The following is a 24,012-nucleotide window of genomic DNA, read 5'->3' on the forward strand; positions in this document are numbered from 1 at the left end:
AAGCCGCTAAAGTTTACTAAGTACAAAGAAGACTATTTACTACTTTAGTATTGTATCTCTATGCAACTTTATGCTTAACTCTGCGCATAAGCTGTGAATCAGCTTCACTTCCATAATAACTAGTCTTGTATACGAAACAAGCGTTTAGCAGTACTCCTACATTTTACGGATAAAATGAAAGTGCCATTATCACGTGATCCTTTGTTAGTGTGATATGTATTTCTCTTTCAAGCGGTAAACACATAAAATTCAGGAACAACACCATGCAACAGGCAAAATTTAGCACTTCCGCTTTTAAGCTTTCCCTTATTGCTTCTGCAATTGCAGGAATATCTTTTTCCACGTCGGTTCTTGCACAAGACCAAGCATCTGTTGATGAGCAAGATGTTGAGCAAATTCAAATTGTAGGTTCTCGTCGTGTAGGCCGCACTGTCAATGACTCTCCCGTTCCTATCGATATCATTGATGCGTCTTCGATAGAAGCAACAGGCCTAACTGAAACCAACATGATTTTAAATCAGTTACTGCCTAGCTTTAACTTTCCTCAACCGTCTATTACCGACGGCACAGACCACGTACGTCCAGCGCAGCTTCGAGGTCTAGCGCCAGATCACACGCTGGTTTTGGTAAACGGTAAGCGTCGTCATACCTCAGCACTACTCAACCTTAACGGTTCGGTTGGCCGTGGTTCTTCAGCGGTAGATTTGAATGCTATTCCAGCAAATGCGATTAAACGCATTGAAGTGCTGCGCGACGGTGCTGCGGCGCAATACGGTTCAGACGCTATAGCCGGTGTAATTAATATTGTGTTGAAAGACGTGGCAGTAGGCGGTGAAGTATCGGCAACGTACGGTGCTAACGTAACAGCGATGGATGGTGTACCAAACCTTGAAGGGGTAAGCATTGGCGCTGACGGCAATTTAGCCTTTGAAGAAGGCAGCAACCGTGAATTAACCGACGGCCAAACCTTTACCCTTCGCGGTAACATGGGCTTTGAGTGGGGCGATGATGGTTTTATAAATGTTTCTGGTGAATATCGTGACCGCGGCCAAGCAAATCGTGCTGACTACGATCAGCGAGAAAACTATGCCCGCGATGCAGAGGGTAATCTAGACCCACGTGAACTCACCGTAAACCGCTACAACCATGTTTACGGCAACGGCGAGGTAGAAGACTACGCGCTGTTTATTAACGCAGGTAAAGCGCTAACTGACAGCGTTGAGTTTTATACTACTGCTGGCTATAGCACGCGAGACTCTCTTGGTAGTGGTTTTTACCGTCGTGCACAAGACTCACGCAATATCGTTGAGATTTATGAAGATGGCTTCTTACCTTCTATTCAAACCGATATTACCGATATGTCGCTTATCGCTGGAATTAAAGGCTATGGGGATGTCTGGAATTACGACCTATCGTTAACTCACGGTGGTAATGAACTAGAATACGGCGTAGTTAACACACTTAATACGTCACTTGGCCCAACAAGCCAGACCGAATTCGACGCGGGTACCCTTGAATATGATACGACTATAATCAACGCAGACGCGTCTCGTCTTGTCGATACAGGGCTGTTTTACAGCGAAATGAACTTTGCGATGGGCGCAGAATACCGTCATGAAAGCTACGAAATAACTGCTGGTGAAGAAAACTCTTACATTCAAGGTACCTTTGGGCCAGGTGGAGCTGTGACAGACCCGATTGATGGGCCATTTGGCGCCGCTGGTTCTCAAGTATTCCCTGGCTTTACCCCAGAGTCTGCAGGTGACAATAGCCGTCACAACTACAGCTTTTATGTTGATTTAGAAGCTGATGTCGTTGAAAACTGGAATGTAGCGGTGGCTGGTCGCTATGAAGATTATTCTGACTTTGGCAGCACGTTTAACTGGAAAATGTCGCACCGTGTAACGCTAAGCGATGCTTTTGCCCTTCGTGCGTCGGTATCAACAGGCTTTAGAGCGCCGTCTCTTCAGCAGCAGTTCTTTACCTCTATTGCCACTGTTTTTGTTGATGGAGAACCGACAGAAACCGGTACGTTCGCACCATCAAGCGATGTAGCGCAAGCCTTAGGTAGCCCAGGCCTAGATGCGGAAGAATCGACTAACTACAGTGCCGGTTTCACCTACTCACCAAATGCCGACTTCAACTTAACGGTAGATTTCTACCGCATTGATATCGACGATCGTATTGTGTTGTCGAATAACCTATCTGGTGACGCGATTGAAGCTTTGCTAGAGGGGACTGGAGCAAACCGTGCTCGCTTCTTCTTAAACGCTATCAACTCTCGCACCGAGGGTGTCGACATCGTATCTACTTACACCTTGAACACAGCAGATTATGGTGCGTTTAACTTTAATGCGGGTGCGAACTTCAATGACAACGAAGTGACCGACATTCTGGATGCGCCTGACGTACTGCAAAATGCTGGGTTCGACCAAGACAACTTGTTCAGCGATGTGGAGCTTCGACGTTTTGAAACAGCGTCACCAGACAGCAAGCTGAACTTAGGTGTTACGTGGAATTACGACCGTTATACAACAACATTACGTACCACGCGTTACGGTGAGGTGGAAGACCCATCTTCGGTTGATGCACGAAATGAAATCATTCCATCAGAGTGGATCACAGACCTAGACGTTCGCATTTCGTTAACGGAAGGACTTACCGTTTCTGTCGGTGCTAACAATCTGTTTGATGTGTACCCTGAAACCACCCGTGAACTCGTAGATGATGTAACCACGTTCTCGCGCTTATTCCCGTATTCAGGCTTTTCGCCTTACGGTTTTACAGGCCGTTTTGTTTACGGAAAAGTGTCTTATAGCTTTTAACTAAGGCGTAACAATACGGCTTAAAAAAAGAAGTAAACTGCAATGAAAAAGCCCCTGATAGGTGAATACATCATCTATCAGGGGCTTTTTGTATCAATACTTAAAACGTTTATTTTTCAGACAACGCAACATAGTCAAAATCAAAACCGAAGGCTCTGGGCGAAACCACCGAAAGGGCTCGTTCCGATTTGTAAAACGCAGGGCATTCTACGGCAATAATTGCTACCCGTTGTCCGTATTTTATGCGTTCAGCATTAATAGGTTCGCTAGTTTCAATATCTACAAGTACGATCAAGTCGGGTACACTTGCTAACACCTTGTCGCTTTGTTTTGCAATCAGATATTCATTTTTGATGTTTACGGTCACGGGAGGTTCGCCATTAAAACCCGCTACAGTAAGCTCACCAACGTCGTACCCTCCAACAATAGCTACACTTTTATCGGTGATCTTACCTTCAAATAGCAGTTTGCACTGCCCGTAAACTGATTTCTTAAAGCACGCTTTCAAATGTGGCATCATTTGTTGAACGTGACCTCGATGCTTTATCAGCACCTTGCCCAAATTTATGGCGAACGAAACTGTGTGAGGAATAATCGCTGTTTTAACAAACGCGCCTGACATAGGGTGCTCTGCTGCGGTTATCATGCCGCCAGCCGCCATAGAAAAGCTTCTAATATGGCGCTCATAAGTTGTTGTATCTGATGTCGAAAACGCAGCTGTGTTTCCTGCGTAATCTCGTGCTACCGCAGGGGTCGGCTTTGCGCCAGCAATAGCATAGGTCATCATTTGCGCTTCGGGTAAAGCGCGGCCCATACCATCACCATCTATCATGGGAATGCCGGCACCGGCGGCGGCCACAAGCGGCAACAGTGAGTTTCCTCCACCAATTTCAAACGATGCAATGGCATTTACTTTTTTGCTGGTATACTTTTCAAATGCCCGAAGTGTGTCTCCAGCCTCATCAATAGAGGGCAGCAGTTCTAGACTGACCGTGGGCGCACCAACGGCGCCAAGTGCTACCACGTAGTCTTCGCTGTTTAACTCATCAGGCGCGACAAGGGACACCGGGCCGTATTCTAACAAAGCTTGCTTAGCTAAGAGCATGGGCAAGTAGGGGTCACCACCGCCACCCGTTGCCAGAAAAACTGAGCCCATACTTAGCGCCTCTAAATCGTCTATCGTTACGTATGCATTGCGCTGCATGTTAGTAGGCTCCTGTGTGGTGTTCAGAGGTTTTGACACTAGCGTCATCAGTGGCTATGTCACCCACCACTTTCACTCTTACACGTCGCATATCACCTTCCATGTAAGGCACCTCTATTTCTTCTATATCGATAGTACGTACTGTGGTTTTGTCGGCACCAGCGGTAACGGCTTTGTCTATGGCAAGCTGAGTTACACCTTTTATTGCGTGGTCGCGTGACATTGCACGGTACGACAACATGCTTTCAGCTTCCCCGCCAATTTGCGCGATAGCAGCGCCGATGGCATTAGCTACACCAGCGTTTACGGGCCGAATAACTTCGCTGGCAGCAGGTAAGTCGCCTTGTATCAACACGGCTCCTCCACCCACTAAAATTACCGGTACTGGTTTGTCGTCGGGTTTCATCATTTCAATGTGATAATTCAGGGTTTCACGCATGGTTGTTATGGCGCTTTGGATGACGTCACTGGATACATGCTTCACTTTCTCACTATCACCAATGTCTGCATGGCCACTGGCAACAATAATGTCTGTGGTAGTTAAGGTGTTGCCGTTAAATATCAATGCCTCGTCTACCAACTTGTGCCCACAGGAATCTGGCCCAATGCGCTTGCCTTCATCACGTACAATACTCCCACCACCGAGTCCAACAGCATTAATATCAGGCATGCGAAAATTCGTTCGCACCCCGCCTACTTTTATAATTCGGTTTGACTCTCTCGGGAACCCGTTTTGTAGAACACCAATATCTGATGTAGTGCCGCCAATATCCACAACGATAGCGCTTTCTTTGCCGGTAAGTTTGTAGGCGCCTCTGAGTGAGTTTGTGGGCCCAGATGCAAAAGTAAGGGCCGGATACGCTCGCACGAATTCGGCATTCATGAGTGTTCCGTCGTTCTGGCTAATAAAAAATGGGCAGTTAAAGGCATGCTTCGTCAACGCGTTTTCAAATGCATTAACCACAGATTGAGCAAATGGGCGTAACGTCGCATTTAAGATGGCGGCATTTTCTCGTTCAAGCAGGCCGATACTCCCAATTTGGTGAGATAAGGTGATTTCACAGTCGGGAATTTCCGCGCGTATAAGTTTGGCTACCAGCAGTTCCGGCTCAGCGTTCATGGTTGAAAATGCTGACGCAATTGCAACCGACTTTATCTCTTTTTGTTTAATATCAGCTATTACGGCTTCTATTTCTTGAATATCGATATCCGCAACAGGGTTGCCGTCGTACAAGTAGCCACCATGACATTCGTAAATACTGGGGTTTATGGCGTTGACCAAATCTTCAGGCCACTCAATCATAGGAGGGCAGCCTTTTCCGCTAGGAAGGGCTAAGCGAATAACAGCAATGTTAGATAACTGGCGACGCTCTACAATGGCGTTGGTAAATTGGGTTGTACCAATCATTACCGCATTTATATTGTTTGCAGACACCGATGCCTTGTTAAGGAGGGCGTTAAGGCTATCTATAATTCCGCTTGCCACGTCTGCAGTCGTTAATGACTTGTTAGTGGCTAAAATCGTCTCATTGTCGAGTAGTACAGCATCAGTATGTGTACCGCCAACATCAATGCCTATACGCATAAGTGTGCCTCAAAATGGTAAGATGAAGTAGTAAGAAAGCAGATAATTACAGGTTGTGTTATGTCATCTAAATTCATAGTGAAACTCGTCTAACTGCAAGCAAGCGTAAGCCTGAACAAACAACAAAGTGTAATATCGCACTGACTAAAATTGCGTCTAACGCGGCAACCCCTGTAACAAGGGAGAACGGCTCGAACAAGTCATAGCCGGCAATTCCCGCACCTACTGCCCAAGCTATTAACGCGCTTTTGTGGCCGGAATGTTTAGGGTTTTGCGCATCGGATGACATTTGTTCAGAAGAAAGAGAGGTAGCATGGTGTGACTCAGAATTTAGTTTCACAAAATACGCGCTTTTATTTAGCACAAAAAAGTCTACGGCGATTATACCGGCCACAGGAATAAACACGGCTGTTAGAACGGATAAGAACAACACGAATATTTCGAGAATATTAGCAAAAGCGGCGAACATGCCCACCACACCTAAACCAATAGCCACAAGATTTTGTTTTAAGCGGGGCAAGCTTGCATTGACCGCAAGCTCCGCGCTGTAAAGGTTCAACGCATTTAAAATCCAGCTGCCTGCGACAATGATAAGCAGTGACCAGCTGCCTATTCCTAGAGCCAGCAATACATCAAGTATATTGTTCGCTTCAAGCGCATAAGCGGCGAAGCCGGCAATAACAATTACGGCGCTTTGAGCAATTAAATATGACCAAAATGCGGTATATACACCGCCTCTACGCTGACGACTAAAGCGAGTAATATCAGGCAATATAATGGCACCAATAATAATCACTCCGACAATAAGGCTGACCCCTTGACTAATAGAGCTTTGGGCTTGGCTCATATCATTGGTAAAGTGTTCAAAAGAGGTAGTTGTAAGAGACTGATACAAAAGAATGGCACTTACGGCCATCATGATAGGCACCAGAACTACCGACAAACGGTTGATGACGTTAAATCCATACATGGTGGTAAGTATCATCAGTATGCCCACAATAGCTTCTATGCCTATGGTAAGGGGGAGCTCTGAAGTGTCGTGATTTAAAATGGCGGCAACAGACGATGAAAATAAGTCTAAATTTAAGCCAAACCAGCCCACCAGTGAAACGGCAAAAAGTAAATTGAGGATTTGAGCCCCCAAACTACCAAAGGCTACCCGAACGAGCATGTAAGAATTTTTACGCGTTATAGCGCCGATAGAACCCATTAACCCGCCAACGAGGGTGAGCAGCATACCTCCTATAAGCAGTGTTATTACAGTTTGTTGCCAAGAAAGTAATGCGAATAACTCTATGCCAGTCATAAATGTTGGTATTGAAAATGACACCATAGCTGACACGGCAGCAACTCTTGGCCATGAAACTAATGCGCCGTCTTCAATGTCTTGTTGTGATGTGTCGTATGGTGGTTCCATATCTTCTGCTCTGATGAAAAGAAAACCTAGTGTAAGTGAGTTAACGGTGAATTTCTGACGGATGTTTAGCGCTTTTCAAAAACTTTCTTTTTAAGTACAGTCGCAAAACAAAAGATAAATTTGGTAGGAGACATCGCATCGCCAAAAAGACCATTAAGCTAGATGAGTACAATAAAAAAATTCTAGCTACCATTCATAAATACGCAGATATTTCTAATCAAGAATTAGCAGATCGTGTTGGCTTGTCGGCAAGCGCATGCTTTCAACGAAAGAAAGCACTGCAGGAAGCAGGATACTTTTTTAATTTTCATACTGAGATGGATTTGGATCGTATCTGTGAGCATGTGTTGGCATACGTAGAGTTTTATCTTAAAAGCAATACAGCGCAGCAGCGGCGACAGTTTGAAAACGCATTGCAAGGCATTCCTGAATTTATGGACTGCTTAAGAATGAGCGGTGATGTTGATTATATTTCATTCACCTGTTTCCCTAACTATAACGCACTTAAGCAAATGTGCGACAGTTTATCTGACGATCCAAATTTGGGGATAAACAGAATTGTTATTCGCCCAGTGCTAGAGCGTACTAAGTGGTACTTGGGGTACCCTCTGGAAAAACTGAAATGGATTGACTGACGATTTCCGCCCGCAAGATGTAACGTTATTAATGGGTTAGTACTAACTCGCCCGTGCTCCAATATGCCTTTTAACGGCGATGTACCTCACATACACGGGCGCCGAGTCATCTACTTACTCACCATCACAATGAGAATTGGTTTTATCAAAAGCGCTATCTCTTTCAAAACTAACTGTACATCGGTGGGCATCGATAAGCGCAAAATCCTCTTTGGGAATGAAAGCGTCGTAATCGCGTTGAAGCTTGACCTGTGCTTCTTTGCGAATTTTACTGCGGCGGATAGCCGTTACAAAATTGCGCATTTCATGGTGGTTCGTGAGTTCTAATTCAGGCACAGATACTGGTGTGCCGTTATCATTTTTAGCTACCATGGTAAAAAAGCTATTGTTGGTGTGCTTAACTTCATTCGTTTTAATGTTTTCCGTGGTGACTTTTATTCCCACTACCAACGATGTATTACCCACGTAATGAACCGTTGCATCTAGATGAAGTAAATCGCCAACCTCAACAGGCTGTAAGAACTCCACCCCATCAACCGTGACGGTGACGCAGTAAGCGCCCGCGTGCTTACTTGCGCAGGCATAGGCGACCTTATCCATTAAAGATAAGATAACGCCACCATGTACTTTTCCGCCAAAATTAGCGAAAGAAGGCACCATTAACTCAGTGAGTCTTGTTCTTGAAAACGCAACACTACGTGCAGTCATAAACAACCTTTAATTTTTAGCACTTGAAAAGAGCCATTTAAGCGTTCATATCAGTATTAGTTTTACCCTACCACACATTTTAAGGAATGGTTTTGTCACAAACGCATTTTTATCAACCAAAAGAAGGCCATGGCTTAGCTCACGACCCCTTTAACGCGATTATTGCCCCGCGCCCCATAGGGTGGATTTCTACAAAATCAAAAGCGGGAGTGCTAAACCTTGCCCCTTATAGCTTCTTTAACGCCTTGAACTATACGCCACCTATTATCGGGTTCTCTGTTGTAGGCAGTAAAAAAGATTCTTTGGTAAACGTGCAGCAGACCGGAGAGTTTTGTTGGAACTTGGTGTCGGAAGATTTGGTTGATGCAATGAACACAACAAGCAAACCTCTAGCCCCGGAAGAAAGTGAGTTCGACCATGCACGGCTGCAAACTATTGACAGTGAAATTGTGCAGGTTCCTCGCGTAAAAGCAAGTAAGGTCAGCATGGAGTGTAAGCTTACCGACGTCGTGCAGCTAAAGTCTGCCTCAGGCGATGAAGTGAAAAGTTGGTTTATTATGGGCGAAGTCGTAGGTGTACATATCGATAAGTCGCTTATTGAAAACGGTGTTTATAGCACGCTAAAAAGTGCGCCAGTTTCACGTGGCGGAGGACGTGGTGATTACTACACTATATCCCATGAGAATTTTTTCGAAATGCTAAGACCTGAGTAACGGTCTTTAATAGAGTATCGGCAAAACTTAATCCTCATTGGTGACCTAGATGTTAAATATGAACTTTGATGAACGCTTGGCAATAAACACGCAGTTGCAAGAGTGGCAAGCATCACCATCGTCTACGGTATGGCGAAAGCCGTTAGAGCGTGAAGCGAAAGAGTCGGGCCACACAACTAGCCTAGTGAAGTACGAGCCTGGCGCTAGCTTTAAACAGCATAGCCATCCGTATGGTGAAGAAATTTTGGTGCTAGAAGGCGTATTTTCCGACGAGCATGGAGACTACCCCGCAGGCACTTACCTGCGCAATCCACCGGGCAGTAAACACAGCCCGTTTAGCAAAGAAGGCTGTGTGATCTTGGTTAAACTGAATCAATTCGATAAGCGCGACTTGGCTGAGGTTAGGGTGAATACAAATACCTCAGAATGGCTACAAGGGCAGGGCGGCTTGCAAGTGATGCCGCTTCATAATTTCGAGCACGAGCACGTTGCCTTAGTTAAGTGGCCAGTGGGTGAGGTATTTAAGCCTCACAAACATTTTGGTGGCGAAGAGATTTTCGTGCTGTCGGGTACATTTAAAGACGAACACGGTGAATACCCCAAAGGCACCTGGATTAGAAGCCCGCATATGAGTCAGCATCATCCGTACGTTGATGAAGAAACAATAATTTGGGTTAAGACAGGGCATTTGCTTAGCCACTAAAATTGTTAGTACTGGCATGCTAAATCAGTTAGCACGTTGTAAATAATGGTTTAGGGAAGAACAACGCTTGAGCAAGCTAATCAGTCAGCGCATTGAGTACAATGAATACCTCCACAACATATCTGACTCAATCAAAATAGCACGGGTAATCTGTATATTTTTCATGATTTATGTTCATATACACTTTACTCAAGTAAATCCTTTAATTAAATCAATTTTTTCCGATGTGTTGGGAAGGTCAAGTGTCCCCCTTTTATCAACAATATCGGGTCTTTTGATGATAGGTTATTTCAGGCAGCCATTTAAAGAAATAATCAGAAAACGCTTCACCGTGTTAATTATTCCATTAGTGAGCTGGGGGGTAGGAACTGCCGCTTTTTTTTATCTCTTAGACAATACGCTGTCTCTTGATTTAAACGATGTATTCCCCATCACCCATGCGGGAATAGCTATTCACTTGGCGTTTTTGCGAGATATATTCGTTTTAATATTTATCACGCCCATTTTATTGAGACTACTAGAGAGAAAGCGAGTTTATCTGTTACCGATAATAGTTATCGGCTTATTTGCGCCGCTCGAACCGTTTCTTTTAAGGCCCCAGATTTTACCTTTTTACGCAATTGGTCTTTTTTGGGGGCTGTATAACGTAAGAATTTCACCATTACTGAAAGTGTGCTCATTGATACTTTTTATAGTGACGTCGTACTTAGTAATTTTTTTTAAAGAGTCATCGTTTGTGAGCAGCAATTGGTTCTTAATTGATAATCTTTTACTGAGACCCCTTTGCGCTCTTTTTTTCTGGAACCTTTCACATAGAATAGCAAGGAGTTGGGGGGCTCGGGCTATTATCAAAATAGAGTCATTCATTTTTATTGTTTTTCTTTCTCACTTAATAGTTGGAAGACTAATCATTGGAGTATACGGAAAGCTGAGCCTCCAATTTGACACTACAATATGGCTTGTATCTCCATTTTTATGTGTTCTAGCGGGGGCAGTACTACACAAAATACTTGAATCTCAAAGGCTTGGTAAAAGTTTTGCGCTAGCTATTTCCGGTAGACCTTAATTATTTGGAAGTTTGGGACATTATGTCCCCTTAGTGTTAATCCCAAATACCATCTTCTGATTTACCTTGTATTTTACAGTCACCCGCTTTGTATTCCATGTTTGCGCCACTGTCTTTTTTCTTAAAATAGTCTTTGCTGATAGAAACAATGGTAGGGGTCATCCATACAATAGCGATGATGTTGATTACCGTCATTAAACCTAACGCCATATCGGCCATTGCCCATACCTGAGGTAGCGCTGCCTGTGCGCCCCAGTAAATCATGCCTAAGTAGCCAATGGTGTAGACTGCACGGCCTATTTTATTATCTAGCTTGAACATGTGAAGGTTACTTTCGCCATAGGCGTAGTTTGCTACTACAGATGTAAATGCAAATAAGCTGATAGCGGCTGCCACAAAGTCGGTACCGCCTTCGCCTAGATGACTGCTCATGGCGTCTTGGGTTAGGCGTATGCCTTCCATTTGATCAGAGCTTGAACCGCCAGCAAGTAGAATGATAAAGGCAGTAGACGTACACAGTATTAGTGTATCTAAGAAAACACCGAGCATCTGAATGTAACCTTGAGAAACCGGGTGGTTAGGGTTTGGAACAGCACTTGCCGCTGCGTGTGGTACCGAGCCGCTACCCGCTTCATTTGAATAGAGTCCACGCTGAATTCCGTTTTTGATTGCGGCACCTAATGCACCAGCCCCTGCTTCTTGTAAACCAAATGCCGACTTCACGATATCAAGCAGCATGGCTGGCAGTTCTGAAATATTAATGAAGGTAATGGCAAGCGCTACTAGCACGTAGCCAATCCCCATGAAAGGAACCACAAACTCGGCAAAGCGGGCGATACTTTTAAGTCCACCCACAACAATTAACGCTGCTAAGGCAATAATGGCTAGGCCAACATACTCAGTAGGGAAGGAGTACGCATTGTTTAACGCATCGGTAATGGTATTAGCTTGAACGGCACTGAAAACGAAACCGTAGCCAAAGAACAAACACAGCGAGAAAGCAACGGCTAGCCAAGTTTTGTTCAAACCTTGCTTTATATAGTACGCAGGGCCTCCACGGAACTCGCCGTTTTCGTCACGTACTTTATAAAGCTGACCTAATACACTTTCAGCAAAGCCGGTGGCCATACCGAGAAGGGCAATCATCCACATCCAAAATATAGCGCCCGCACCGCCTAGCGATATAGCTACGGCAACGCCAGCTAAGTTTCCGGTACCCACGCGGGCAGATAAACTGGTACATAAGGCTTGGAATGAACTTATGCCGTCTTTAGTCGAGGTGTTACTGCCTTTAAGCAGGCTAAACATATGGCCGAAGTGCCTAAGCTGAACACCACCAAGTTTTACGGTAAACCAAATACCACATGCCAGAAGCATGATAATGAGTACCTGGCCGTCTCCCCACAGAATATTGTTAACTAATGAAACGAATTCGTTTATCACGCACTTTCCTTCGTTATTGTTTTAATAGCTGCTCGGCGTGTAAAGATGAACTGAACATGACAGGTGCGTTGTCAGAACAAACGCTTCAGTTTAAGCAAACATATAGTTGCTAAACCTTAGGATAAGCCGAGCTATATCGATAAAGAACCAATACTAGCACGACAGCTAAATGATTGGACAATGAAAACGTACTGAAACTATGACGTTTTATGCTCGCATATAGCAAATTTATTCATTTAGAAGGGAAAGGGCGTAGAGTTTTTAACTAAAATCTATCAGTACTTTTTAGAAAGGGTAAACACAAACAAAAAAGCCGCTCAAAAGAGCGGCTTTTTCAAGAATATGGCTGGGGTAACAGGACTCGAACCTATGAATGGCGGGATCAAAACCCGCTGCCTTACCAACTTGGCTATACCCCAATATTGGTGCGGAAGGAGAGACTTGAACTCTCACGCCGTGAAGCACTGGAACCTAAATCCAGCGTGTCTACCAATTCCACCACTTCCGCAATGTAGACTTCCAATTAAGGAATGTAAAAGTTGGTGGCTACGGCGAGATTCGAACTTGCGACCCCATCATTATGAGTGATGTGCTCTAACCAACTGAGCTACGTAGCCTTAACTTTTATCTTCAATAAAAAGCCGCTCAATGAGCGGCTTCTCAAGAATTTGGCTGGGGTAACAGGACTCGAACCTATGAATGGCGGGATCAAAACCCGCTGCCTTACCAACTTGGCTATACCCCAAATGGTGCGGAAGGAGAGACTTGAACTCTCACGCCGTGAAGCACTGGAACCTAAATCCAGCGTGTCTACCAATTCCACCACTTCCGCGTAGACGCTAGCTATAATAGTCATTCAAAAAAGAATGGCTGGGGTAACAGGACTCGAACCTATGAATGGCGGGATCAAAACCCGCTGCCTTACCAACTTGGCTATACCCCAGTCGTGGTGCGGAAGGAGAGACTTGAACTCTCACGCCGTGAAGCACTGGAACCTAAATCCAGCGTGTCTACCAATTCCACCACTTCCGCGCAGCTAGACTTTCCTAAAAGAGATATGTGAGAATTGGTGGCTACGGCGAGATTCGAACTTGCGACCCCATCATTATGAGTGATGTGCTCTAACCAACTGAGCTACGTAGCCTTGCTATTCTCTTCCCTCTCAGGAAGTGGCGCGTATTATGCGTATATGACTGGCAACCGTCAACCCCTTTTTTACTAACTTTTTTTAAATGCTCATTAAGTGTGCGCATTAGGGCGAAATACGCACAAAAAGCCGTGAATTTGAACAACTTGCAAGGGGGAAAGTACGCATTTACCAAGCTTTGTCACTGGCTTTTGTTTGGTAATAACACACGTCAATTGGGCGCGGGCCGTAGGCATTGTCATGAAAAAACGGGTTATCTAGGTTTCTTCCCGTATTAGCCCGCTTTTTGTATTCTTCATGATGTGGCGTTTGTAAAAAGAAAGGCGTTGAGTTGCCATTATGTACAAAAGCCTGCTTTATTTTACTCTCTTGGGTTATGTTATCTAGTACACCGCCAGTGTCGATATTTCCTCTAGGCAATTTTTGAAGTACATCCATACCTTTCACAACGCGGCCAACTACCGACATATTTCTGTCTAAGTGTCGTGGTGCTTGACCAATTACAATATAAAACTCGGTACTGGCGGTATCTTTTTCGCTATTGCGAGCAAACGCCACAACGCCAGGGCAGTGAAGCCCCCACATTTCTTTACGGCTTTTATCAATGCCTACTGGAAAGCCGTCTAGAAAGCCGGTGTTAGGAGCAAACATATCCTTGGTTTCAACCAGATTTACGTTGGTATTGAGAGGTTGAGTAAACTCAGCGTTAATAGGCTGCAGCAGTGTTGGCGAAAATTGTGATGCGTCGTGAGTATCGTTACTGCCTGCCTGTGCGACAAAGCCACCTACTACACGATAAAACGCTTGTTCGTTGTAAAAACCTGCATCTATTAAACTTTTAAACCTGGCCACATGTTTTGGCGCAAGGGTAGGGTGAAGTGCAATAACCACGTCGCCATGTGCGGTTTTGAAGGTTACCGTATTAGCTTGGGGTACCTGATACCAACTGTCGGCATTGCTTACCAACGTTGGCGCTATTTCGCCGCCGCTGATACTAGATTGTGTGTTTTCCGCTTTAATCTGAGTTTCATTGGCAATGGAAAAACTAGTAAAACCTAGTAAACATAACGTTCTAACCAAGGCTTTAAAAAGGGGTTGTCGGTTTTTTAGCTGTGTGTCTCGTTGCGACTTATTTTGCAATAACGCGAACGGTTGTAAATTGCTAAGCTGTTTTAGAATCATTATAGAAGCCGTTAGTTTTTTGTCAGTTATATCAGCCCTATGAAGGCTTCACAATTGTTTACCGCAAACAAAAAAGCCACCTTGCGGTGGCTTTAGTAAACAGTGCTAGTTTCTGAGTTAGAAATTATACGTTAAAGCGGAAGTGGATAACGTCGCCATCTTTAACGATATAGTCTTTACCTTCAAGACGCCATTTACCTGCATCTTTAGCACCTTGTTCGCCGTTAAACTCCACAAAGTGGTCGTAGCTGACTATTTCAGCGCGAATAAAGCCTTTTTCGAAGTCGGTGTGAATTTTACCCGCGGCTTGTGGCGCTGTTGAACCTTCTGGGAAGGTCCATGCACGTACTTCTTTAACACCGGCAGTAAAGTAGGTTTGAAGCGTTAGCAAGTTATAACCGGCACGAATTACGCGGTTAAGACCAGGTTCTTCTAAGCCCATGTCCTGCATGAATTCTTCGCGCTCGTCATCTTCAAGCTCTGCAATATCAGACTCAATAGATGCACAAACTGCTACTACCGTAGCATTCTCGCCTGCTGCAATTTCTTTTACCTGGTCAAGGTACGGGTTGTTTTCAAAGCCGTCTTCATTCACGTTAGCAATGTACATGGTTGGCTTAAGAGTAAGCATGTTCATGTAGCTGATTGCTGCAAGTTCTTCTTTGCTAAGCTCAAGTGAACGAAGCAATAAGCCTTCATCTAGGTGCGGCTTAATCTTCTCCAGCACTTTCATTTCGTACTTAGCGTCAGCGTCGCCGCCTTTGGCGCGTTTTGCTACACGGTGTAGTGCTTTTTCTGTGGTTTCTAAATCAGATAGCGCAAGCTCGGTATTAATAACGTCAATGTCATCTTTAGGGCTAACGCGACCTGCAACGTGAACAATGTTTTCATCGTCGAAGCAGCGAACCACGTGACCGATAGCGTCGGTTTCACGGATGTTAGCTAGGAATTTGTTTCCTAAACCTTCACCTTTAGAGGCACCTTCTACCAAGCCAGCAATGTCTACGAACTCCATGGTAGTAGGAATAACGCGTTGTGGATTTACGATTTCAGCCAACTTGTCCAAACGAAGATCTGGCACAGGTACTACACCTGTGTTTGGCTCAATAGTACAAAACGGGAAGTTTGCCGCTTCAATACCTGCTTTTGTTAATGCATTGAAAAGTGTTGATTTACCTACGTTTGGTAGGCCAACAATACCGCATTTAAAACCCATGGCATGGATCCTTAGTTTGGAAAAGTGAAAACTGGCTAGGTTTACCCTTTGTGAGAGTGCAACCTGTTTTGTGCTTGCTTAAGGTCTTCTTTCAGCAAAATTTCGGTACAGCGTACCGCTTCATCAACGGCGCTTTCAATAGCTGCCTTTTCATCTGCTGGTGGCTTACCAAGAACATGGCCGGTTACTCGGCTTTTATGACCCGGATGACCAATACCTATGCGCAAACGCAAAAAATTCTTGTTGTTACCCATTTTAGCCACAATGTCACGTACGCCGTTCTGACTAGAACTTCCACCCACTTTGTATTTTGCTACGCCGGGGGGTAAATCTAATTCGTCAAACGCTACTAATATTTGTTCTGGTTCTATGCGGTAAAAATTAGCCAGTGCTGCTACGGCTTGTCCACTTTTATTCATAAACGTAGTGGGGTAGAGCAAACGGACATCTTTGCCAGCAATAGTAATGCGAGCAGTTTTACCGAAGAATTTGGTTTCTGGTTTTAGCGGGGCGTTGTAGGTGTCGGCAAGTTGGTTGAGAAACCATTCACCGGCATTGTGTCGGGTATTTTCATATTCGGGGCCTGGATTACCCAGGCCCACGATTAGGCGGATATCAGCCAAGAGGATTATTCCTCTGAAGCTTCTTCTTCGCCGTCTTCTTCTGCATCAGCCGCTTTAGGAGCAGGCTTAACAGTCACAACTGCTAGGTCGTGAGCTTCGTCGTTCTTAGCAAGTTCTACTGAAGCAACGCCAGCCGGAAGAGTTAGGTCAGAAAGGTGTAGCGTTTGACCCATCTCAACACCAGCCATATCTACTTCGATAAACTCAGGAAGATCTTTAGGCTGACAAGTAACTTCGATTTCAGTTACGTGGTGCTCTGCGATACCGCCAGCTTTAACAGCAGCAGAAGCTTCTTCGTTTACGAAGTGAATTGGAACGTTAGTGTGAACGTCTTGACCAGCGATAACACGTTGGAAGTCAATGTGCATGATCTTTGGCTTGTACGGGTGACGCTGCATGTCTTTAACTAGAACTTCAACAACTTTACCGTCAAGGTTTAGTTCAAGAACGTGAGAGTAAAACGCTTCAAAGTCAGCAGAGTTGTTTACTTTGTTGTGATCTAGTGTGATAGAAACTGGTGCTTCTTCACCACCGTAGATGATACCAGGAAGCTTATCTTCGCGACGTAGGCGGCGGCTCGCACCTTTCCCTAGGTCTGTACGAACAGAAGCATCTAGTTTGAAATTTGCTTCAGACATTGTCTGTCTCCAAAAAATATAAGTCTAATGATGTGGGTTTTTGCGACCAAAACCCACTGTAATTTGATGTTTATCACGTTTGAAAATACTTTCATGCGCACAATAAATCATCAACCCAAAATTCAAGGGCGGCGAATTCTAACACCACCTACTACAACATACAATTGCCAACACAGATTAAAATCGAAGAGAGTAAATATAAAATTGGCACAACTAAAATTAAAAACGCGCAAAAGCGCGTTTTTACTTTAATCAAGAAAAGTATAGACAGATTTCCATCCGAGCTATCTACTCTGGTTTCACTATTGGATGTTGAAGTCTTAAGCGTTATCGCTTATTTGGTCAGCACAACCCTGTAATGGGCTTTGCCTTCTCGTAACCGGTCAATAGCGTCATTTACATTATCAAACTTAAAAGTTTCGGTAACGGGTTCAATATTATGCTGGGCTGCGAAATCTAGCATGGTTTTGATGGTTGCTGGGCTACCTACAGGTGAACCTGATACGCTTTTTTGACCACCAATTAAATTAAACGCACCTATATCAAGAGGCTCAAGGGTAGCTCCAACAAAGTGAAGTCGACCCTTCGGCGCCAATGCAGATAGATACAGGTTCCAGTCTAGCTTTACATTAACGGTCGAAATAATCAGGTCGAAGCGACCGCGTGCTTTCTTTATCTCGTTTTCATCACGACTATTAATAGTATCTGATGCACCTAGCTCTAACGCTTCCTTTTGCTTAGATTCGCTTGAAGTAAACGCGACTACTTTACATCCCCACGCGTTTAAAAACTGCAAAGCCAGGTGCCCTAGACCACCAATACCGATAACTCCAACTTCACTCGCTGGGCTAATGCCAAACTGAACAAGAGGGTTGAATACAGTAATGCCGCCGCAAAACAGAGGACCTGCTTTTGTGCTGTCGATTGTATCAGGAAGGGGAATAACTGCACGGGCTTGGGCGCGTACTTTATCTGCAAATCCGCCGTGGCGACCACCGATAGTCATAGTCGCGTCAGCACAAAGATTGTGATCGCCTTCCTCGCAGGTTCTACAGCTATTGCAATAGGCTGAATGCCAACCGAGACCCACACGCTGCCCTACTTTAAGAGAGGTGACATGTTTGCCCACTTGACAAATAGTACCTACCACCTCGTGACCCGGCACAAAAGGGTACTCGGTCATGCCCCATTCATTGTCGAGCATGCTTAAATCACTGTGGCAGATACCACAACTTTCAACATCTATTTCAACGTCATGCGAGGCAAGCTCGCCGGGGTCGTACTGAAACTTTTCCAGCTTTCCGCCTGCTTCTTTAGCTGCATATGCATTAATCATCAATGATCATCCTTTTAAGTCTAGGTATGTACCACTAGCGCGAGAGCAAAAGTTATTCGCTGCTTAAAAACACAAATTATGTAATTTAGATAAATGTGTTATTTGCTACTTATTTCGCGTAAAGCATGATCATTGTGTTTGAAGGTTATCAATAACTTTGCTGGTATCAAGCACCTTAACGCTTGACACTTGAAGTACGGTGCCGAATTGGGTGAAGGTCATCATATCTGGTTTAGGTGTGCCTTCTAATTCAACAACAAGTCCATTCTTTTGATAAGTTTCGTCTAGGCCATTCAACGTATAACGGTCGCCGCTTTCGGCGATAAATGCATAGAAACCGCCTTCTAGGTCTTTATATATAATGCTGCCTTTCATGGTCACTTCGCCTTTGACATTATTTTCAACGGCTTCAGCCTGTGTAACAGGCTCTGCAACCAATTCTTTAGGCATAGATTCCGTTTTGGTTTCCATTTGCGTTTCTTTAGCTACCATTGTGACGTCCTTAGTCTCTTCTTCTGAAGAGCAAGCGATAAGTGTAAGTGCAGAAGTGAATATGAGTGCGAGTTTTAGTCGATTGTTTTTCATTCTTATGTTCCTCTATTAAACAAGAGCAGTGTTTGATGGTTAGCGCTCACTTGAGCCAAGTGTGCAGCAGTGCATAATTTTTGGCTTCTACCGATTAAAGCTTTGCTTAACAGTCTTCCATGGTGTTTAAGTAATTTCTACAAAAAACGCAGAAACCTATACATATTTTTTACATCATTAAACAAATACTTGCAGTCTGTCTATGGGAACAATGTATTTGCTTTTCAAAAACGAGAGGAATTTTCGGAGAAAAGTTTAGGCTTTATCTAATCTATTAAAACCTACCTGCGAAAAGTTTATTAAGTGAACCTAAGCCGCTGTTTAATAGGTATCTGATAATGTTCGCCTTAGGATTTAGCATTGTGGATAGAGTCTCGCTTTTTCTTAACCACTAAGAGTGAAATAGATTTCATAATATTTTCACACATTTGGCTAAAAAGACGTTCCAAGTCAGTTGGCACAGACCCTGCTTCATAACTATTGACTTATGTAATAACAGCGAACGGGTTTTATTCATCTAGCCCACAATCGATGTATTACACAGCGAGGGTAACCTCCATAAATTTATGTGGGGATTATCAAAAGCAACGTTTTTAAGGAGAGAAAATGAAGCACTTAACTAAAATTTTTGCAGTATCGAGCTTGGCACTAGCGGCAAGTGCGTGCGACGTGAACAAAACTGAAGGTGGCGAAATGCCTAATGTCGACGTGGAGTCTGGTGAGCTTCCTGAGTATGAAGTAAAGAAAACCGATGATGGGCAAATGCCAGATGTTGACGTTGAGGGCGGAGAGTTGCCTGAGTATGACGTCGATACGGTAGATGTTGATGTGAGAACAGAGACTAAGGAAGTTGAAGTACCTGTTGTAGACGTAGACATGCCCGAAGACGAAGAAGAAGAAATTGATAATTAATCAATACTTCGTATAAAAGAAGCGAGTGAAACAATGCTATTGAAATGCATTGTCTCACTCGCTTTTTAGTGTGAGTTAGTACTCAAACATTGCTGAAATAGACTCTTCGTTGCTAATGCGACGAATGGTTTCAGCAAGCATCTCAGATAAAGTAAGCTGTTTTACTTTTCCGATTTGCTTCATATCCGCACTTAATGGAATTGAGTCGGTAACGATAATCTCGTCGATAACAGACTCTTTAAGGTTGTTTGCAGCGTTACCCGAAAAAATAGCGTGAGTCGCGTAAGCATAAACGCGACGAGCACCATGTGCTTTAAGCGCTTCTGCTGCTTTTGCAAGCGTACCGCCTGTATCAATCATGTCATCAACAATAATGCAGTCTCTGTCTTTAACGTCACCAATAATGTTCATTACCTGAGCCACGTTCGCTTTAGGGCGACGTTTATCGATAATAGCAAGGTCGGTGTCGTTAAGTAGTTTTGCAGTAGCACGTGCACGCACAACACCACCAATGTCAGGAGAGACGACTACAGGGTCGGCAAAGTCACGTCTTACCATGTCAGCAAGAAGGATAGGGGTACCGAATGCGTTATCTACCGGAACATCAAAGAAACCTTGAATCTGTTCGGCGTGTAGGTCGATAGTAAGTACGCGGTCAACACCAACGTTAGACAGGAAGTCAGCTACTACTTTCGCAGTAATTGGCACCCTAGCTGAACGAACACGACGGTCTTGGCGTGCATAACCAAAGTAAGGAATTACTGCTGTAATACGACCAGCTGATGCGCGACGTAGTGCGTCGATCATCACAATAAGTTCCATAAGGTTATCGTTAGTAGGCGCACACGTAGACTGGATAATAAAAACGTCCGAGCCACGGACGTTTTCATGAATTTCTACGCTGATTTCACCGTCACTAAAACGGCCAACTTTGGCATTTCCAAGTTTGGTATAGAGGCGATCGGCAACTTTCTGGGCAAGTTCTGGTACGGCATTACCTGCAAAGAGCTTCATATCTGGCACAAGTGGTTCCTCAGTGCGTTGATAAAAGAGGTTTGGCTGGGGTAGCAGGACTCGAACCTACGAATGGCGGGATCAAAACCCGCTGCCTTACCAACTTGGCTATACCCCAATTTTTAAGTTCTTGTCCGATGTGGCGTACACGCTATTTTTGTTGTTCTAATTTGTCTAATAGTGGTGAGCGATTCACACCTTTTGCGACAAAACTCTGCCAGGCTTCAGGCATTTGAGCCTTAACCTGCTTGGCTAAAGTGTAGTCAGAAAAAGTGGCAAATACGCAAGCACCTGTGCCCGTCATTCGCGACGGTGCGTAGTGTACCAACCACTGTAATAATTTTGCAACTTCAGGATAGCGATTCGCGACTAATTGCTGACAATCATTCCAAGTTTTTTCAAATTTATAGTCTTCCCAACGCATCGCTGGTGTATTTCTGGGTAAATCGGGAGAAGTAAACACTTCAGCCGTACTCACATGAACATTAGGGTTTGCCACAAGATAGTACACTTCTTTTTGAGGTGCGGGCGTTATCTCTTCTCCCACACCTCCTGCAAATGCTGTAAGGCCTCGCACAAAAATAGGTACGTCAGCGCCTAAAGATAACCCAAGTTCAGCCAGTTCATCTTCACTTAGCCCTGTGTTCCATAAATGATTAAGCGCAACTAGGGTTGTTGCTGCATTAGATGAACCGCCCCCAATGCCGCCTCCCATAGGAAGGCGCTTGTCTAGCGAAATAACGGCACCTTTATTACATTCTGTTTTTGTTGCCAGCAGTCGCGCCGCTTTTACAATTAAATTGTCATCGTCTGGTACGCCATCCAGTGGTGTTTCCATGCGAATACTTGTATCGCCTGTGCTTATGTCAAAGGCGAGCGCATCGCCGTAATCCAGCATTTGAAACAGACTTTGAAGCTGGTGATAGCCGTTGTCGTAGCGGCCAAGAATGTGTAAAAACAGGTTTAGTTTGGCAGGGGAAGGCCACCAATCTTTTTGCGTTGATTCAGGTGCGTTCACTACAGAGTCCACTGATAAATTTTAATTTTAAGCTGAGTTTGAGGCATTTCCGGCGTTTCGTTTTGAGTAAGCGTTATGCTGTGAGGCAGCCATACAGATGTGCCATCATCTAGCTCAACACTACCGTAGTTACCATAAGCGACTTGCCAATTGCGGCAACCTTGGCAATAGCTCTCTAGGGTATTAACCAACCCTTTTTCAGTTAGGGTGAATTTGTCACCGTCTAGCGGTAAACCTTTTACCCAAGACAACAGTGGTTTAACCGGAATTACCATTCCCGTAATCTGATAAATAAGTGGTTCCGGTAGGGCATCAACGTATGTTTCGCCGTCAGCCTCTAATACTGACTGGTTTTTGCTCACGTTTAGATTAACTAGACTTACTCCTAAGAAATTAGTTAATCGAAAATCGAAATCGCCGGAATCGTTTTTCCAGACTAAATTTAGGCTGGCCGCTTCTTTTCCTCGGCGAAAGGCAATTTTTCCTCGCATTTGCCATTGGTGGACTTCAGCCACTTTTTCGAGTTGTGCGGTAAGGTTTACCGCATTTTCTGGGCCTTTCGGAGCAGTCGTACATGCACTTAATAAAAAGCAAACGGCAAACAATAAGGAAAATAAGCGAATCATCAAGGCAACATACCCGTATAAAAATAAGACACATTTAGTTGTGACATTATGGGAACACAGTTTCACCAACACTTTCAATCATTTTGGGTTTTTCGTACAATGCCGCTCCGACGTTGCCAGCACAGATTTTAATGACTTTACTCGCCCTTGGTATTAACCACAAAACAGCTCCAGTAGCACTTCGCGAAAAAGTGGCCTTTACACCAGATTCTCTGGTAGAAGCGCTTGCGAGTTTAAAAAAGCTGAACGGCATAGACGAGTCTGTCATTGTATCGACCTGTAACCGCACCGAACTTTACGTCAACACGCAGGACGATACGGGTCAAAAGCTTCTACAATGGCTAAGTGACTTTCACCACTTAGATGTAGAAGAGATTGCTAGTAACAGCTATGTGCTCGCGCAAGACGAAGCGGTAAAGCATATTATGCGCGTAGCCAGTGGCCTTGATTCACTTATTTTAGGTGAGCCTCAGATACTAGGGCAAGTAAAGCAGGCGTTTGGCGATGCTAAGCATTCGGGAATGGTGAGCAGCGAGTTTGATAAGTTGTTCCAACATACTTTTTCAGTAGCGAAACGCGTTCGCAGTGAAACTGATATCGGGGCAAACGCTGTAAGCGTGGCTTACGCCGCCGTGCAGCTTGCCAAGCATATCTTCGCCGAATTACCTAAGCGTTCTGTGCTTCTAGTAGGTGCTGGTGAAACTATTGAGTTAGTTGCTCAGCATTTGAAAGAGCAGGGAGTAAGCTGTTTAGCCGTAGCAAACAGAACGGTAGCCAGAGCAGAGGCTTTAGCCGAAACGCTAGATGCAAGCGTGTTTACCTTGTCGCAAGTACCAGAGCACTTAAAAGATTTTGATATCGTGATAAGCTCTACTGCTAGCCAACTGCCCTTAATTGGCAAAGGCATGGTGGAAAAAGCGCTTAAACAGCGCAGAAACATGCCTATGTTTTTGGTCGATTTGGCAGTACCGCGAGATATAGAGTCAGAAGTAAACGAGCTAGGGGATGCCTATCTTTATACTGTCGATGACTTACAGCACATTGTTCAAAAGAATTTAGAAAACCGCGAGCAAGCTGCAAAAGAAGCGGAAAAGCTTATCGACAAGCAAGCTGGCGACTATATGACGTGGAAACAGTCGCAGCAATCTATAGATTTAGTTAGACAGTATCGCCAGAAAGGCATGGCGCAGCGTGACGATATTGTGGAAAAAGCCAAAGCGCAATTAGCGGAAGGTAAAAATGCCGAAGCGGTATTAGAAGAAATGGCGTATAAACTAACCAATACGCTGTTGCATTCAACAACCCTAGCGTTACGCGAAGCTGCCATGCACGATGACCCGGCGTTAAGCCGTTGGATGGGACAGGCATTAGATTTATCTGACTTTTCGTCAGACAATAATAAATAAGGTAATAAGA

General features: G+C 44.4%; 21 protein-coding genes, 9 tRNA genes and 1 pseudogene. 8 read left to right on the forward strand and 23 right to left on the reverse strand.

Translation table 11 applies throughout. The annotated features are described in order from the left end of the window. Positions 1 to 263: 263 nt before the first annotated feature. Positions 264 to 2,825, forward strand: coding sequence for a TonB-dependent receptor plug domain-containing protein (locus ACXAER_RS15845; RefSeq protein ID WP_474830932.1), 2,562 nt, complete (start codon positions 264 to 266; stop codon positions 2,823 to 2,825). A gap of 109 nt (positions 2,826 to 2,934) precedes the next feature. Here the strand turns inward: ACXAER_RS15845 and ACXAER_RS15850 are convergent, their stop codons facing one another. From ACXAER_RS15850 to ACXAER_RS15860, 3 genes are all read right to left on the reverse strand, one after another. Continuing rightward, a complete protein-coding gene (locus tag ACXAER_RS15850) occupies positions 2,935 to 4,029 on the reverse strand; it encodes a DUF917 domain-containing protein (RefSeq protein WP_474830934.1) in 1,095 nt (364 codons plus the stop codon). 1 nt (position 4,030) lies between these two features. Next, a complete protein-coding gene (locus ACXAER_RS15855) occupies positions 4,031 to 5,614 on the reverse strand; it encodes an ROK family protein (RefSeq protein ID WP_474830936.1) in 1,584 nt (527 codons plus the stop codon). A 73-nt stretch (positions 5,615 to 5,687) separates the two neighbouring features. Continuing rightward, entirely contained in the window at positions 5,688 to 7,031 is a 1,344-nt protein-coding gene (locus tag ACXAER_RS15860) for a purine-cytosine permease family protein (protein WP_474830938.1), read from the reverse strand. A gap of 152 nt (positions 7,032 to 7,183) precedes the next feature. On the opposite strand from ACXAER_RS15860, the pseudogene ACXAER_RS15865 reads away from it, so the two are divergent. Together ACXAER_RS15865 and ACXAER_RS15870 are read left to right on the forward strand one after the other, a co-directional pair. Further along, positions 7,184 to 7,315 (forward strand): annotated as a pseudogene (locus ACXAER_RS15865) (Lrp/AsnC family transcriptional regulator); the annotation flags it as partial. A gap of 39 nt (positions 7,316 to 7,354) precedes the next feature. Continuing rightward, positions 7,355 to 7,666 (forward strand): Lrp/AsnC ligand binding domain-containing protein, encoded by a 312-nt coding sequence (locus ACXAER_RS15870; protein WP_474830939.1) that lies wholly within the window; start codon positions 7,355 to 7,357, stop codon positions 7,664 to 7,666. A 114-nt stretch (positions 7,667 to 7,780) separates the two neighbouring features. Here the strand turns inward: ACXAER_RS15870 and ACXAER_RS15875 are convergent, their stop codons facing one another. Beyond that, on the reverse strand, positions 7,781 to 8,374 hold the full coding sequence (locus ACXAER_RS15875; protein WP_474830940.1) for an acyl-CoA thioesterase: 594 nt from the start codon (positions 8,372 to 8,374) through the stop codon (positions 7,781 to 7,783). A gap of 92 nt (positions 8,375 to 8,466) precedes the next feature. On the opposite strand from ACXAER_RS15875, the gene ACXAER_RS15880 reads away from it, so the two are divergent. The 3 genes from ACXAER_RS15880 (at position 8,467) to ACXAER_RS15890 (ending at position 10,856) form a co-directional block, all read left to right on the forward strand. After that, positions 8,467 to 9,087, forward strand: coding sequence for a flavin reductase family protein (locus ACXAER_RS15880; RefSeq protein WP_474830942.1), 621 nt, complete (start codon positions 8,467 to 8,469; stop codon positions 9,085 to 9,087). 49 nt (positions 9,088 to 9,136) lie between these two features. After that, positions 9,137 to 9,790: a cupin domain-containing protein gene (locus ACXAER_RS15885; RefSeq protein WP_474830944.1), complete on the forward strand. Its 654-nt coding sequence runs from the start codon at positions 9,137 to 9,139 to the stop codon at positions 9,788 to 9,790. A 67-nt stretch (positions 9,791 to 9,857) separates the two neighbouring features. Further along, positions 9,858 to 10,856, forward strand: a complete 999-nt coding sequence (locus tag ACXAER_RS15890) for an acyltransferase family protein (RefSeq protein WP_474830946.1) — start codon at positions 9,858 to 9,860, stop codon at positions 10,854 to 10,856. A gap of 36 nt (positions 10,857 to 10,892) precedes the next feature. On the opposite strand, the gene ACXAER_RS15895 is transcribed toward ACXAER_RS15890, so the two are convergent. The 15 genes from ACXAER_RS15895 to ACXAER_RS15965 all read right to left on the reverse strand — a co-directional run bounded on the left by ACXAER_RS15895 (position 10,893) and on the right by ACXAER_RS15965 (position 19,026). After that, positions 10,893 to 12,299, reverse strand: coding sequence for an alanine/glycine:cation symporter family protein (locus tag ACXAER_RS15895; RefSeq protein ID WP_474830948.1), 1,407 nt, complete (start codon positions 12,297 to 12,299; stop codon positions 10,893 to 10,895). Positions 12,300 to 12,642: 343 nt separating this feature from the next. Beyond that, a tRNA-Gln gene (locus ACXAER_RS15900) sits at positions 12,643 to 12,718 on the reverse strand. Positions 12,719 to 12,722: 4 nt separating this feature from the next. Beyond that, positions 12,723 to 12,807: transfer RNA gene (locus ACXAER_RS15905), tRNA-Leu, on the reverse strand. Between the two features lie 32 nt (positions 12,808 to 12,839). Continuing rightward, positions 12,840 to 12,916 (reverse strand) — tRNA-Met (locus tag ACXAER_RS15910). A gap of 52 nt (positions 12,917 to 12,968) precedes the next feature. Further along, positions 12,969 to 13,044: transfer RNA gene (locus ACXAER_RS15915), tRNA-Gln, on the reverse strand. Between the two features lie 2 nt (positions 13,045 to 13,046). Beyond that, positions 13,047 to 13,131, reverse strand: a tRNA-Leu gene (locus ACXAER_RS15920). A gap of 35 nt (positions 13,132 to 13,166) precedes the next feature. Continuing rightward, a tRNA-Gln gene (locus ACXAER_RS15925) sits at positions 13,167 to 13,242 on the reverse strand. Positions 13,243 to 13,246: 4 nt separating this feature from the next. Next, positions 13,247 to 13,331: transfer RNA gene (locus ACXAER_RS15930), tRNA-Leu, on the reverse strand. A gap of 35 nt (positions 13,332 to 13,366) precedes the next feature. Next, positions 13,367 to 13,443 (reverse strand) — tRNA-Met (locus ACXAER_RS15935). A 171-nt stretch (positions 13,444 to 13,614) separates the two neighbouring features. Continuing rightward, on the reverse strand, positions 13,615 to 14,628 hold the full coding sequence (locus ACXAER_RS15940; RefSeq protein WP_474830950.1) for a peptidylprolyl isomerase: 1,014 nt from the start codon (positions 14,626 to 14,628) through the stop codon (positions 13,615 to 13,617). Positions 14,629 to 14,752: 124 nt separating this feature from the next. Next, positions 14,753 to 15,844: a redox-regulated ATPase YchF gene (ychF, locus tag ACXAER_RS15945; RefSeq protein WP_118489665.1), complete on the reverse strand. Its 1,092-nt coding sequence runs from the start codon at positions 15,842 to 15,844 to the stop codon at positions 14,753 to 14,755. Positions 15,845 to 15,885: 41 nt separating this feature from the next. After that, entirely contained in the window at positions 15,886 to 16,467 is a 582-nt protein-coding gene (gene pth, locus ACXAER_RS15950) for an aminoacyl-tRNA hydrolase (RefSeq protein ID WP_025254772.1), read from the reverse strand. Positions 16,468 to 16,472: 5 nt separating this feature from the next. After that, positions 16,473 to 17,105 (reverse strand): 50S ribosomal protein L25/general stress protein Ctc, encoded by a 633-nt coding sequence (locus tag ACXAER_RS15955; RefSeq protein ID WP_474830953.1) that lies wholly within the window; start codon positions 17,103 to 17,105, stop codon positions 16,473 to 16,475. Positions 17,106 to 17,439: 334 nt separating this feature from the next. After that, complete coding sequence (gene ahr / locus ACXAER_RS15960; protein ID WP_474830955.1) at positions 17,440 to 18,441, reverse strand: NADPH-dependent aldehyde reductase Ahr; 1,002 nt, start codon at positions 18,439 to 18,441, stop codon at positions 17,440 to 17,442. 129 nt (positions 18,442 to 18,570) lie between these two features. Next, on the reverse strand, positions 18,571 to 19,026 hold the full coding sequence (locus ACXAER_RS15965; protein ID WP_474830957.1) for a ribose-phosphate pyrophosphokinase: 456 nt from the start codon (positions 19,024 to 19,026) through the stop codon (positions 18,571 to 18,573). A gap of 606 nt (positions 19,027 to 19,632) precedes the next feature. On the opposite strand from ACXAER_RS15965, the gene ACXAER_RS15970 reads away from it, so the two are divergent. Further along, complete coding sequence (locus tag ACXAER_RS15970) at positions 19,633 to 19,938, forward strand: hypothetical protein (RefSeq protein ID WP_474830959.1); 306 nt, start codon at positions 19,633 to 19,635, stop codon at positions 19,936 to 19,938. 75 nt (positions 19,939 to 20,013) lie between these two features. Here ACXAER_RS15970 and ACXAER_RS15975 read toward each other — a convergent pair whose 3' ends face one another. From ACXAER_RS15975 to lolB, 4 genes are all read right to left on the reverse strand, one after another. Continuing rightward, entirely contained in the window at positions 20,014 to 20,961 is a 948-nt protein-coding gene (locus ACXAER_RS15975) for a ribose-phosphate pyrophosphokinase (RefSeq protein WP_012517998.1), read from the reverse strand. A 33-nt stretch (positions 20,962 to 20,994) separates the two neighbouring features. Next, positions 20,995 to 21,070: transfer RNA gene (locus ACXAER_RS15980), tRNA-Gln, on the reverse strand. Positions 21,071 to 21,103: 33 nt separating this feature from the next. Further along, complete coding sequence (gene ispE / locus ACXAER_RS15985) at positions 21,104 to 21,970, reverse strand: 4-(cytidine 5'-diphospho)-2-C-methyl-D-erythritol kinase (RefSeq protein WP_474830961.1); 867 nt, start codon at positions 21,968 to 21,970, stop codon at positions 21,104 to 21,106. Further along, positions 21,970 to 22,596, reverse strand: a complete 627-nt coding sequence (gene lolB / locus ACXAER_RS15990; protein ID WP_474830963.1) for a lipoprotein insertase outer membrane protein LolB — start codon at positions 22,594 to 22,596, stop codon at positions 21,970 to 21,972. Before lolB ends, ispE begins: the two co-directional genes overlap by 1 nt. Positions 22,597 to 22,727: 131 nt before the next feature. On the opposite strand from lolB, the gene hemA reads away from it, so the two are divergent. After that, on the forward strand, positions 22,728 to 24,002 hold the full coding sequence (hemA, locus tag ACXAER_RS15995; protein ID WP_474830965.1) for a glutamyl-tRNA reductase: 1,275 nt from the start codon (positions 22,728 to 22,730) through the stop codon (positions 24,000 to 24,002). The last annotated feature ends 10 nt before the right edge of the window (positions 24,003 to 24,012 follow it).

The sequence above is a fragment of the Alteromonas sp. AWJ4_199 genome (assembly GCF_056159165.1).